Genomic DNA, 12707 nt, shown 5'->3' with positions numbered 1-12707 from the left:
TAACCATGACGGCCAAGCCGATATCCTTTGGCGCCACACCTTATCCGGACAGCTCTATATCTGGCTGATGAACGGCCTTTCTGTTGCCTCCAAGGGCTCTCCGGGCACGGTCAGCGATTTAAACTGGCAGATCGAACAAGTAGCTGATTTCGACGGAGATGGTCAGGCCGACATCCTCTGGCGCCATGCCTTATCCGGGCAGGTTTATCTCTGGTTGATGAACGGTATTACCATCGCTTCTCCAAGATCATTGGGTCTGGTCAGCGATCTAAACTGGGTCATCAGGGATGTCGCTGACTTTGACGGTGACGGTAAAGCCGATATCCTCTGGCGCCATGCCTTATCCGGACAGCTCTATACCTGGCTCATGGACGGCCTTTCTGTTGCCTCATTGGGGTCCCCGGGCACAGTCAGCGATTTAAACTGGCGTATCAACCAAACAGCTGACTTCGATGGGGATGGCCAGGCCGACATCCTCTGGCGCCATGCCTTATCCGGGCAGGTCTATCTCTGGCTGATGAACGGCATTGCCATTGCTTCCCCTGGATCATTAGGTCTGGTTAGCGACCTGAACTGGGAAATGAAGTGAAAAGATGCCGACCTTTTGGGTGGGTTGCGTTTCCATCCACCCACCCTACAATCTAATTCAATAGATACATATACTGGATAACCGGAGTGGGTTGTGTCAGATCCAAATAGGCCATTACGGCCTTGCCGGTACTGATGGCCGTCAAGGCCACCGCCAATTGTTCCTTCATCTGGTCGTATCTACTGGTCATCCATTTGGTGCTAAAGGCACCACCGCCGTCGGTCAGACAGATAAAGGCCCCACCCCCCCCTGGACCAGCAGCGTTTACCCAACAGGTGTACCAGGTATCGGCAGCCTGGGTTTCGGATTTCAGGGTAAAAAAGGCGATTGCCGTCAATAGGACTATTCCCAGGATAAAAACTTCTTTCTTAAAAGTTGTTCTCATGGACGATCTCCTTTCTAACAACCGTTTCGGTTAATGAAAATATTTATTTTTCCAGGAGCAACTCCAGCCACGGCAGGGGATTAACTGCGGCACTAAAAGTCATATCCGCCCCATAGGTGGTTCCTAAACTGTTGATAGCTACGATACGGTAATGATAGATAGCATTTCGAGTCAGACCGGTTAACTTGGCGGAAGCAGCCGCATTACCTGTGCCGCTGCCGCATGACTGGATGCTGGTGGTATTGCCGTAAGCGGTTGTCAGCCCCCATTGGAAACAATAGGTGGTTAGTAACCCGTTGGGGTTGACTGTCCCGTTCAAAGTCGCCCCGGTGGCCGTGATCCCACTGGCGGCATTGGTCTGGGCCGTGGGGACCGCGGCCGGGGTCGTAAAAGTCAGGTCCCCGCCATTGGCCGTCCCCCCGGCATTTACCCCTATTACCTGGTAGTGATAAGTCGTATTCGGGGTCAAGCCGGTTATGGCCTTGCTCACCGCCGTATTGCTGCCCCCGGTGACCGGACTCTGATCGGCCGTCACCGTGCTGCCGTAAGCCGTGGTCAAACCGTATTGAAAGGTCACCGTGGTACTGTTGTTGTTGGCGTTCACCGTTCCGTTCAGGGTCGCACCCGAGGCCGTGACCCCGCTGGCGGCATTGGTCTGGGCCGTGGGGGCCGCCGGCGAGGTCGTAAAGGTCAGGTCCCCGCCATTGGCTGTTCCCCCGGCATTTACCCCCGCAACCTGGAAGTGATAGGTCGTATTCGGGGTCAACCCGGTTATGGCCTTGCTCACCGCCGTATTGCTGCCCCCGGTGACCGGACTCTGATTTGCCGTCACCGTGCTGCCATAGGCCGTGGTCAAACCGTATTGAAAGGTCACCGTGGTGCTGTTGTTATTGGCATTCACGGTTCCGTTCAGGGTCGCACCCGAGGCCGTGACCCCGGTAGCGGCATTGGTCTGGGCCGTAGGCGCTGTGGGGGGGATATCGTAGGTCACATTAATGGTCTGGGTGGTCTGGTTTTGATTGCTGCTGTTGTCATAAGCGACCACGGTGAGGCTATTGGCGCCGGAGATCAAGTTGACCGTCTTGCTCCAGTTGGCCGTCCCCACTCCTGCGGCCGTATCGTTATCGGCCCGGCTGCCGTTCACCGTGACCTGTAATATCCCGCTGTCTCCCTTCCCGGAATCCGAGGCTGTACCGGCCAGGAGGATACTGGCCGTGTTCACATGCTGGCCGTCGGTATGGCTGGTGATGGTTAGGGAAGGTCCGGTGGTATCCGCCCCCGGGCCGGCGGTTACCGTCCGGTTAAGGAGATTGCCGTTATTATCATAGGTATAATCGATGGATTTGCCACCGCCGTAATCGGCCCTGGTCAGCCGGCCGGCATTGTCATAGGTATACGAGATCGTACCGGCAAAACCCGTGGTCGAAAGACCAAAAAGGATCAGGCAAAGAACCGAAAGTCCGATGAGAATGGATTTTTTCATCTTTTTCTCCAAATTTAAAGCCGTGGCGCTAATGACAATATGGTTAAGTATGGTTGAGGTATTTTTGATTTAATGGTGGGTTGCGCTTCGCTTCACCCACCCTACAGGACTCCGTAGCCCCAATCCCAGGGCATTTCCCGTAGGGTGGGTGCAGCGATAGCGGAACCCACCATTCATACCAGCCACCCTACAGGGCTGTTAATACCGTCCCAGTGGCATAAGGAGCAACCGCCTTTATTTATTAGGTATTGCTGGGGGATTATTTTTTTTCCATTCGTCTGATTCAGGTTCTAAATACCAAAGATCGTTGAGTTTAACTTTCTCTTGCCCCACAGGTAAATCAAAAAAACCCTTTACCTTGCCTACAGCTTCTTTTTCCCCAAGCAGTGACTCCAGATTGTTTGTTTGTGTTCTTGTTGTTTGGGTTTGGCTATATCCCGTCGGTTCCTTTTTAAAGAATATCCCCAACCTGTCTTCCACAGCATGTGGATTTAATTTTCGTGGTATTAGCGGTTGTTTTTTTATAATTTTCTTATTTTTTTCCTTAAGTTTCTTAATAAGATGCCATAACTTTTCAGTATTTGGATCACTTTTTCGCGGCAGGGGTGGAAGAGGATTCTCCTCAACGATCATCCATTCGTTTGATTCTTCAATAAAACGCCACAAATCGTTCACAATAACCGCATATCCGGTCGGATCTATCCAAAGCTGAGGGTTATTTAAGGCGTACTGGTAGGGGTTAACTTCCCGGGGATCTGAAATCTGTGGCCAAATCGGTTCCCGGGAAAGAAAACGTCCTGTGCCCACGTCGTAGTATCTGGCCCTCATCTGATACAGAGTACCGTTTGTGCCTTCCTGCCTTGCCCCCCACTGGCCGACAAAGGTAAAGGGCTGGGGGTTACTGCCATTGTGTCCCAGGAGCTTTCCATAGGGATCATAGGCATAGCTGTCGGTCACCGTCCCGGACGCGTCGGTCAACGCCAGGGTGCTGCCAATGCGGTCAAAATGGTAAAAATAGACCTTGTTGCCGTCTGAGGCATCGATCATGTAGAGGAGACGTCCTGCCGGGGTCCAGACATAATAGCGCAAAAAGGCCCCGCTGGTCTCATTCTTCTCGGCCACGACAGGGCTCAGGCCGATGGCCTTGTTGTAGTAGTAGTGGATCGTATCCCTGGTGATCAGGTCTCCCAGTCCGTTATAGGACAGGGCGACGCCGTTTATGCCGGTTAAGCGGGAGGCATCATCCCAGATGAAGGTGTTGGAGGGGGCGGCGGTCTGCCGGCCTCTCTGGTCATGGGTGTAGCCGGCCGTAGTAATCTGAGAGGCCTGGTCATAACTGAAGGTATCGGTCGCCCCCTGAAGAAAGGCGGCCGGATCATAGGGTGCGGTTTGGTTGATCGAGGTGACCTGACCGGCCGCATCCAGGGTATAAATCAGGTCAATGGAATTTCCGGACTGGATACGGGTCAACCGGTCGGCATTATCCCAGGTGTAGGTGATCTGCTCCCCATTGGAGAAGTTCATGGTCCTGAGCCGGCGGTCGGCATCATATCCCAAATCCACACCGGCCCCGGTCAGGCTGTCGGTAACACGGGAGAGAAGTCCGGTTACCCCATCGTAGCTGTAGGTTACGGTAAAAAGCCCGTTGTTGTAGCTGGCCGTCCTGAGCCGGCCGCCATCGTCGTAAGAGGCGCCGAAGACCACTCCGGGGTTGTCGGTGGAGAGTATTCGGCCTTCGTTGTCCCGGGTCAGTGTAAGGTTATTGCTGCTTAAGAGCCGGTCCAGCTCGTCATAGGTGTATTGCAGGGTCAGCCCGCCGCTGTATTGTCTCTGGATGATATTCCCGGCATTGTCATAGCTAAGGGTCTGGGTCCGGCCGTCAGGATAGCCGATGGTTTTCAACCTTCCCCGGTTGTCATAGCCATAGGTTGTATTTTGGGAAAGGGGGTCGGTGATCGAAGTCCGTCTTCCTCCCTGGGAATAGCCGAAGCCCCAGGTCCGGCCGTTAAGGTCGGTGATCTGGCTCAGGAGGCCCAGGTCGTTTCTCGAATAGGTGGCCGAGCCGATGGCCGGCGACGTTACACCCGTGAGCAGCCCCCGGTTGTCAAAATTATTGCTGGTGGTCCTGTTCAACTCGTCCGTGACCCCGGTGACCCTGACCATGGCATCCCTGGTCAGGGTGATGGTCTGGCTCAGGGGATCGGTGATTCCTGTCGTGTTCCCAAGCTTGTCGGTCTGATAGGTGGTGGTCCGGCTCAGGGGTGTGGTGGATGAAGAAGGAACCCCTTCATCGTCATAACCGGTCTGCCAGGTCTGTCCTCCCAGGGTCAGGCTGCTCAGCCAGCCCCTGGAGTTGTAGCCGTAAAGAAGGGCCATACTGTTCGGATCAGTGATAGAATTAAGTCTGTTCAAGCTGTCATAGGCCAGGACCGTATTCTTACCCAGTCGGTCGGTGATCTGCGTAATCCGGTCCATGAGATCATAAGCGTACTGGATCTGTCGGCCTTTGGGGTCGGTCACCGCCGTGGCTTTCCCGTTGGCATTATAGGTGTAGGTGGTGGTGTTTCCATTCTCGTCCCTCAGGGATTGGATCCGGTCGTTCAGGTTGTAGACGATCTCCAGATAGGTGCTGTCGGCATGGGTGATCCGCTGAAGCCTTTTATAGAGATCATAACTGAAAGTCTGCACCACCCCGTCCGGGTCGGTCATGGATGCTAACGTGGCATCGCCGTTATAGGTCATGGTGGTAATCCCCCCAAACGGATTAGTCAGGGAGAGTACCTGCCCCTGGCCGTTATAGGTATAGGTCCAGGTTTTACCGGCCTGGTCCACCCTGGTCAGGACATTGCCCCTGGTATCAATGGTGAACTGCTCGTTGGTGCCGTCCGGATAGTCGATTCGGGTCAGATCGTAGAAAGTAAAAGTAACCTGCTCGGCATAGGCCGGGTTGACAAAGGTCTGATCCTGGGCGGTATAGGTGAAGGTCAGGAGGCCCCCGGCGGCGTTGGTGAACGAGGCCAGCTTCCCCGTTTCCGAATGATAGGTAAATTGGGTAGTATCCCCCAGCCGATCCGTTACCTGGGAAATCTGGTTATTTACGGTCTTACCAAAGGAGATCTGTTTTCCCGTGGGATCCGTAAGGGTTTGGGGAGAGGGGCCATTATGGAGATAGGTGACTTCGGTACTGTCCGGTAATTTTTCAGTCACCTCCCCGGGAGTACCGGTGTAGATCAGATCGGTTTTATGGCCGTAGGCATCCGTCTGGGAGGTGACCCGGCGCTGGGTGAAATCTACGGTCTGGGTAAAGGGGGTATTCCCGGCCGGACGGGTAATCCCGGTGATGAACGATCTTCCCGAAGAGGTCTGCCAGATGAAGACGGTCTGGTTTCCGGCCGGATCGGTTGCCTTTTCCAGCAGGTGACTGCTGGGGCCGATTTCATATTGAACGGCTCTCCCTGGGGCTCCGGCAACTATTTCGGTCACCGAATTCACATATTGATTGTCTTTGCCGATATTCACCCGGCGATCGCCGGCTGCCCCTGCCCCTTCATAGATCGTTTGGGGTATCCAGGTGGTGTCAGCGTATTCATAGGTCAGGCGGTTTTCATTGCGGTCGAGGACATATTTCAACCGGGTAGTCTGATTGGCCTGTTTTTCGAAGAGGAAGACCTTTTCCTCCAGCGGATCCATCAGGTAATAATAACCGCTGGTCTGATCCGGGCCGGTTTCCTGTAAAGCATATTTCCGGGTGGCTGCGGATATCGTCCAGGGGCCATTATTGGTCGAGCCGAACATGATTTGATCCCCATTCTTCCCCCAATAGATTTCCGCACGCCTGGTGGTTCCCATGGGGCTGAATTTGAAATAGTTCAGGAAACTGTGGAAAAAGCCTTTATTGTCATCCACCCACCAGGCACTCATGTGATAAATCAAATCGGCCCGAAGCGGGATCAGGCCGCCCAGGTTCAGCAAAGGCATAGCGAAATGGAAGGAGCCATCGCTGCCCGATATGGGATCTCCGATGTCCAGACTGAGATTCCTCTCTGTCGAATAGGTCTGCTCTTGCTGGGGAAATGCGGGAGAACCCATCATCAGGAAAAGAAAAACAAGACCGCTGACGGTCACCTGTTTTGCCAGAGCGTATTTCATATTTCCCCCTTTAATTATAAATTAGGACGCTGATTTTCGCCGATACCCGCAGGTGACTATCTTTATATACAAATCCTGGCAATCTGCGTTTATCTGCGTCCAAAAAGGAATTTCCTATACTATAAATTTATTAATGCGGGTTGACCTCTTCCTTGATCTTTTTGATTTATCCGGGGTGGTCAGGATTTCCAGGAGACTGTTGGAGTTATGAAAAACCTTTCTTTCATCAATCCCCGCCTTTTCGACATCGCCGATAAGGGTCTCCGGCTCGTCTTCTTTCCGTCGGTAAATGCGTACGATATAAGTTTCCATGGGAATCGTTTATAAAACAGAAGAGGATAGAAATAGGATAGAAAGAAAAAAATATTTTTTTAAACCAGAATTGATTCACCACAGAGACACAGAGGACACAGAGAATTTGTCTTTTTCTTTGGCAAGGAAAGCCGCCAAAGAAAAACCAATCTGTCGCTTTGCGAACGAGAGGTCTACCTGGTGCCGCAGGTCCCGCGGCAGGCGGGATATTCAAAAATCGGCATCTCCCGATTTTTAAAAAATGAAGAGTCTCTGTGCTCTCTGTGTCTCTGTGGTGAAAAAGAGTTCCAAACATATAAGCAGTTGCCTCCTGCCTCGTGCCTCTCGCCTGTCTTACTTTTGCCTTATGGCCCGGCAGAGAGATTCTGTTTCCTCTGAGGGTTCGATCCCCAGGGCGGCATCCAGCACCATCCGGCATTGCTGATAAATGGCCAGGGCCTCGGCCCGGCGTCCGAGTTTTTGGTGGCAGCGCATGATTCCGCGGTAGAATTCCTCCTGCAGGTCCTGGACATCCAGTGCCTTCTGGTAAAAAGTTGCGGCCTTTTCCCATTCCCCGGCACCTTCGTGATGCCGGCCGGCCATTTCAATCAACCGGATAAAGCGGGCCTTCAACCTCTCCCGCATGGGGAAAATCCATTGAGAGCCCTCTTCCCCGGCCAGGAAGTCCTTCTGATACAGGGCAATAGCCCTCTCGGAAAGGGACAGGGACAGGGAACCGGTCCTTTGAAAATTTTCCTCTACCTGCCCGGCCGCCTGGCGAAAGGCCCAGACATCCACCCAGCAATACCGGGGGTCCAGGGTCACCTTGGATTCCTTCAGCCGGAGGACCTTTCCGTTTCCAAGCAGGTTTCTCAACTGATGCAAGGTGAATTTAAACGAAAGATGGGCCCCGTCGCCATCCGCCTCTGGCCAGAGGGCATCGGTCAACTGGGTTTCGGTCACATCCCTACCGCCGAAGGCAATCAAGGCCTTGAGCAGGGCCAGGGGCTTCTGCCGGGTTTTTCCTGAAAAAGGCAGGGCTCGGCCTTCGTTTATAATCCCGAACCGGCCAAGGGTATATATCTTCAGGGGATAGGGCCAGCTCTCCACCCAAATCCCCGGTGGGTGAAGATTGCAGCGCCGGATCAGCTCCTGAACGTAGGTCGGTTCGATTCCGGCCTCAAGGGCCCTGGCACAAAGTTCGGCCTTTACAAACGGCTGCCAGACAAAGGTGAGAAAATTGCCCGTCTCCCGGCCCAGAGCCAGGGCCTGGGAGAGCAGGTCCAGCCCCGTTTTCTCATCACCGTCCGAAAAGTGAAAGTGGGCCTTGATGAGCAGGCTGGCTGATTTCAAATGATCCGCCTTAATTTCCAGGGCCAGGGCCAAAGCGGTGTCGAGATACCCCGCGGCCTCGCTGAACCGCCGGGAGGCCTGGAGAATCTGGGCCTTGACCAGATAGGTAAAGATAAGGGCAACGGGCTGTCCGATCTCTTCAAAGGTGGCGATGGAGCGTCCGATATGGACCAGAGCGGTCTCGAATCTGTTTTGACAAAAGTCTACTATGGCCGCCAGACAGCGATAAGCTGCATAATCGTATCGATCCAGGGTGGCCGATTTGGTGGCCAATTGTTCAATCAGCCAGCCCGCCCCCCCCTCTTCGGAGCAGTTCAAAGCACTTATGGCCCCCTGCATCAACATCTTGCCGTCCAGCAGGTGGATGCCCGTCTCCTCCCCGGATTTCAGGCCTTCGGTAACGGCCTTGATGCAGGCCTCATGGCGGGCGGAAAAGGTATACAGCAGGATTTCGGAAAATTTGGCCGATAACCGGTTAATCGGAGGAATGTCCCTTTTCCGGGCCAGGTGTTTGACCTGGTCGAGGATCATATCGGCCCGGTGCATTTCGCCCCGGCGAACGATCAGACAGGAGGCCAGGTTGGACAACAGGTGGATCTTCATTTCGATCTGTTTGCTGCGGTCGGCCAGGAGCAAGGCCCGTTCGATATAGACATCCAGATCGCGGTATTTAGACTGATGAATGGCGGAATATAAGAGAACCGGCAAAACTTTTAATTCTATCTCTTCTGTGGGGATAAAACCGAAACGGTTTATGAGGTCGTCAAAGGTTGCGCTCCAGCGGTCCAGGGTTTTGATATCCTCGAGAGAATTGGCCAGTAAAAAGACCAGGCCGGCCCAGGAAAGGAAGAGGCCGGTTTTCTCCCCCAAGCCTTCGAAGGCCCGGAAGGCCTCCTCAAAACACCGGCGGCTTTGAGCCGGATCATCAAACTGGCAGCACATCCCCATCCAGTATTGAATCCAGGGGCTGGTCTCGACGACTTGCCGGGGCAAGCCATTGAGCCATTCCCGAAGGGTCTGATTCCTCCCCTGCCCCAACAGAGAGGCCCCCTGGCCGAGTATCAGCCGGATCACATTTTCATAATCGCCGGCCTGGAGGAAAAGTTCGGCCCCTTCTTCGATTTGACCTGATTCTTCCAGGAGTTTGGCAGAGACTCTCCTGATTTCCGTTATCCTTTCGGATTTGAATAAACCAGGGGCCCGGGATAGCAAGAATTCACGAAACAACGGATGGTATCGGCAGGAGCCCCCCTGAACCGTGTATCCCGAGGTAAAAAAATTGTCCTGAGTCATTCTGGTCAAAATTTTTCCGGCCAGGTCACTACCCGTGAGCCTCCCGGCCATTTGGGGTGTCATGTGGGGCAGGAAGGCCGTCTGGACTAAAAAAGCCTGGGTCTCCTGATCGATCCGGTTAAAGATCTCAGCAGCAAAATAATCGAAAATTTCATCCCGGGTTAAATGACCGGTGAGCGGAAATGAGGCGGTCTGTCTCCTGGCCGCTTCGATCAGGAGCACCAGTCCGGCCACCCAGCCGTCGGTCATGGCCAGGAGGTCATCGACAATTTTTCCGGCCGGCTTGTTTTGCCTTTTCAAACGGACTATTCCCCTGGATTCTGCGGCCGTCAACCTTAACTCGTCCCATCCGATGAGATGCATCTTCTCATTGGCCCGCAGACGGGCCAGGGCCGGAGGCGGTTCGCGCCGGCTGAGGACCAGGACATTGATACCCGGCGGGATTATTTCCAGACCCTGGGCCATCATGGCCTGGAATCTTGAATCAATGGGTACTTCCTGATAGTTATCGAAAATGAGAAGAAATGCATCCTGGCCGGCCCTGTTCCCCCTTGTTCTTTTTCCGGCCTTCCCTCCATATCCCATAGGAGAGGAAAGGTAAGATTCGGCTGAGGAGGAGCTGAGATGATTATAAAGGGTTTCAAAGTAACGGAGCGTAAAGGTGGGAAGGCCCGCCTGGTATTCCGGGGTCAGAAGCGGCAGGGGCTTTTTCCTGCGGGGCAGGGCCTTTTGGGCGGCCAGTCCCAGATAATAAAAAAAGCCGGCTAAATCCCCATCGCCCTCATCGAGCTGGTACCATAAAGAAGGGCGCGATCCGGATTGCGCATAAGTCGCCGCCAGGGTGGTTTTTCCGGAACCCGGCGGGCCGGATATCCAGACAATGGGTCTCCGGCAGTAATCATCGAGCAACCGGAACAGACGCTCCCGCCGGAAAACCCCCGAAACGGCTGGAGGGCTGATTTTGGTAATGGAAGCGGGCAAAGCAATCACCTCACAGAAAGCATTTAACTTGATGGTGGGTTACGTTTCGCTTCACAAACCCTACCGGCTCCGCCCCCTCCTACACATTTACCGGCAACTTTCCACTTCCAACTTAAACTGGTCAAAAATTCTGTCCTCTATCCAAAAGCCGTTTAGCTTTAGCTTGATCAGCTCTTGAATCGGTTCTTGGATTAATCCCTTTTTCCAAACCAATTTAATCAAACCTACGGTCCCCATGACTTTTTGATTAATATTGGCGGCAAATAGACGTGGCTCCCTATTATCCAATAACAGAAGGTCGGCTTTTAGCTCCTGCCCAAGGGCGATAACTTCAGATTCTCCATAGTCTAAAACGGTTTGAAGTACCTCAACAACCTCTTTATTTTTTACTGATACCCTTTCTATCCAACTCGAACAAGCCAAGTCGATAACATTTGACCCCGGTTTTCCAAAACCGTCGACAACGACTTCTTTAAAAACCGCATCGGGGATGATTATTTTCCCCCAGATATCTTTCAGGAGAAAAAGGCGATCAATAGCAGAAAGACCAATAAGAGGGGAAGCATTTGAAATAATAATTGGCATCACAGAAATTCCTGCACGGTTTTGGAATCCTCTTCATATTCGCTGAGATCATAGTGCAGGGGTACTTTCCGGACCTTAAGGAAATCCAGGAAGTCCCAGATTGATAATTCGGCCAGTAATCTGGCTTGACCAAAACTTAATAGATGCCTCTGGAAAAAATAGGCAGCCATTTCTTTTTTGATAGCCAGGGCGGTTTCGCTCTCTGTCAATCCAAGGGTTTTAACTATGGCCGCTGGCAGGCTCATTTCAACCTTTAATAACATAAAACCTCCGGTTTTTTTAATTAATTATACCACCACTAATTTTAAAAACCAATTAGTCTTTCCGCCAAATTGCAGGAATCACCTTTCCCAGCCATTCCTAATCTGAAAAGGAACTATTTCTGTAAGATTAATACGATAAACTTATAATCAAATTAAATGGATATGTCAAGTTGAAAATATAGAAAAGGGAAAAACGGCAGATGGAAACTCAAGGAAAAAGCTCCGGTTTCCCAGAGGGCGATCCGGTCAAAGAATCGAGGAAATGTTTTTTTATTGACAACATTTTCGTCAGATGTCATCACATATGACGATGAAACAGCCCGTAGAACCCACCAGTTCCCGTAGCCCGTAGGGTGGGTGCAGCAAAGCGGAACCCACCAGTGCAGTGCAGGGTGGGTGGAACGGAGAGTAACCCACCTTTTATTCTACTCAGAAGATAATTCATGCATAATAGCTCTCTGTAAAAACTGGTTCAACGAAATCCCGCTTTTTATGGCCTTTATAGCCGCTTGTTTATGCAAATCCGGCGCGATTCTCACATTGAAGCTTCCTTTGTATTTTTTGTCCGGTTCACGCGTCAAGGTCTTACAGGTCGCTAAATAGTCCTCAACGGCTTCTTGAAACGCTTTTTTAAGATCAGCAACGTTCGTGCCTTCAAAGAGAATAAGATCGTTGATTGATTCGATTTTCCCGTAAAATATTTCATCATCGGCACTGTAATGAACAGAACCTACATATCCCTTATACGTCAAAATGTCTTTGGTCATGCCATGAACCCCTTATTCTTTAAATGCCTGATAATCTCATCTAAATAACACTGTTTTATTATCGAAGACGGATGCGGTTTGTGCATTTTAATCAAATCATTAATTTCCCCGTTATAGAAAGCGACCCTTGACCCTGATGTCTTTCCGGTTTTTATCTCCTCATAGCCCAAGCCGGCCAGCAGCCCTTTCAGTTCTGAGAACCTTATATCCTTCGATCCGGATGAAATTTTTTTAAACTTTTTTTCTGATTTTGTCATGTCATTGATTTATAAATGATTTCATTTTAAATTGCAACTGATTTTTAGTGCATTTCGTCCTCCCTGACTATCGGTCAAATTTCGGCTGAAGAATGTTACCTGTTGGGTTTGGGCAGAGGGCAAAGAGCAAGGGGCAGAGAGTTCCCGTAGGGTGGGTGCAGCAAAGCGGAACCCACTAGTGAGGGTGGGTGGACCGAAGGGCAACCTGTTAATAAAATAAAAAATGATACCAGGTCAATTCGAACCCATATTCGGAAAAAACATTTTATTTGGTGGGTTCCGTTTCACTCCACCCACCCTACCTGACTACC

General features: G+C 51.9%; 10 protein-coding genes. 1 reads left to right on the top strand and 9 read right to left on the bottom strand.

Annotated elements, in window-relative coordinates; genetic code table 11:
• Window positions 1-589: VCBS repeat-containing protein (locus HY879_24500; GenBank protein ID MBI5606506.1), on the top strand; the 589-nt coding region annotated here is incomplete at its 5' end.
• A gap of 52 nt (window positions 590-641) precedes the next feature.
• On the opposite strand, the gene HY879_24495 is transcribed toward HY879_24500, so the two are convergent.
• From HY879_24495 to HY879_24455, 9 genes are all read right to left on the bottom strand, one after another.
• Window positions 642-974, bottom strand: coding sequence for a hypothetical protein (locus HY879_24495; GenBank protein ID MBI5606505.1), 333 nt, complete (start codon window positions 972-974; stop codon window positions 642-644).
• Between the two features lie 43 nt (window positions 975-1017).
• On the bottom strand, window positions 1018-2457 hold the full coding sequence (locus HY879_24490; GenBank protein MBI5606504.1) for a hypothetical protein: 1440 nt from the start codon (window positions 2455-2457) through the stop codon (window positions 1018-1020).
• Window positions 2458-2691: 234 nt separating this feature from the next.
• Window positions 2692-6606 (bottom strand): RHS repeat protein, encoded by a 3915-nt coding sequence (locus HY879_24485; GenBank protein MBI5606503.1) that lies wholly within the window; start codon window positions 6604-6606, stop codon window positions 2692-2694.
• A gap of 114 nt (window positions 6607-6720) precedes the next feature.
• Window positions 6721-6918: a hypothetical protein gene (locus HY879_24480; protein MBI5606502.1), complete on the bottom strand. Its 198-nt coding sequence runs from the start codon at window positions 6916-6918 to the stop codon at window positions 6721-6723.
• A gap of 333 nt (window positions 6919-7251) precedes the next feature.
• On the bottom strand, window positions 7252-10524 hold the full coding sequence (locus tag HY879_24475; protein MBI5606501.1) for a hypothetical protein: 3273 nt from the start codon (window positions 10522-10524) through the stop codon (window positions 7252-7254).
• Between the two features lie 87 nt (window positions 10525-10611).
• Window positions 10612-11109 carry a DUF3368 domain-containing protein gene (locus HY879_24470; protein MBI5606500.1) on the bottom strand — a complete coding sequence of 166 codons (498 nt, stop codon included), beginning with the start codon at window positions 11107-11109 and terminating at the stop codon, window positions 10612-10614.
• The gene (locus HY879_24465) at window positions 11109-11372 is read right to left on the bottom strand and encodes a UPF0175 family protein (GenBank protein ID MBI5606499.1); all 264 of its coding nucleotides are present in this window, start codon (window positions 11370-11372) and stop codon (window positions 11109-11111) included. The genes HY879_24470 and HY879_24465 overlap by 1 nt, the downstream gene beginning before the upstream one ends.
• A gap of 425 nt (window positions 11373-11797) precedes the next feature.
• Window positions 11798-12139 (bottom strand): type II toxin-antitoxin system HicB family antitoxin, encoded by a 342-nt coding sequence (locus HY879_24460; protein MBI5606498.1) that lies wholly within the window; start codon window positions 12137-12139, stop codon window positions 11798-11800.
• Window positions 12136-12396 (bottom strand): type II toxin-antitoxin system HicA family toxin, encoded by a 261-nt coding sequence (locus tag HY879_24455; GenBank protein MBI5606497.1) that lies wholly within the window; start codon window positions 12394-12396, stop codon window positions 12136-12138. The genes HY879_24460 and HY879_24455 overlap by 4 nt, the downstream gene beginning before the upstream one ends.
• Window positions 12397-12707 lie beyond the last annotated feature (311 nt).

It is taken from the genome of Deltaproteobacteria bacterium (assembly GCA_016219225.1).
Taxonomy (GTDB): Bacteria; Desulfobacterota; RBG-13-43-22; order RBG-13-43-22; family RBG-13-43-22; genus RBG-13-43-22.
This window is presented reverse-complemented; position numbering and strand designations above follow the sequence as displayed.

What these genes read in the sequence shown, in the direction of transcription:
- HY879_24455 (MBI5606497.1), bottom strand. Translation starts at nt 12,396, where the DNA reads ATGACAAAATCAGAAAAAAAGTTTAAAAAAATTTCATCCGGATCGAAG.
- HY879_24460 (MBI5606498.1), bottom strand. Translation starts at nt 12,139, where the DNA reads ATGACCAAAGACATTTTGACGTATAAGGGATATGTAGGTTCTGTTCAT.
- HY879_24470 (MBI5606500.1), bottom strand. Translation starts at nt 11,109, where the DNA reads ATGCCAATTATTATTTCAAATGCTTCCCCTCTTATTGGTCTTTCTGCT.
- HY879_24480 (MBI5606502.1), bottom strand. Translation starts at nt 6,918, where the DNA reads ATGGAAACTTATATCGTACGCATTTACCGACGGAAAGAAGACGAGCCG.
- HY879_24485 (MBI5606503.1), bottom strand. Translation starts at nt 6,606, where the DNA reads ATGAAATACGCTCTGGCAAAACAGGTGACCGTCAGCGGTCTTGTTTTT.
- HY879_24495 (MBI5606505.1), bottom strand. Translation starts at nt 974, where the DNA reads ATGAGAACAACTTTTAAGAAAGAAGTTTTTATCCTGGGAATAGTCCTA.
- HY879_24465 (MBI5606499.1), bottom strand. Translation starts at nt 11,372, where the DNA reads ATGTTATTAAAGGTTGAAATGAGCCTGCCAGCGGCCATAGTTAAAACC.
- HY879_24490 (MBI5606504.1), bottom strand. Translation starts at nt 2,457, where the DNA reads ATGAAAAAATCCATTCTCATCGGACTTTCGGTTCTTTGCCTGATCCTT.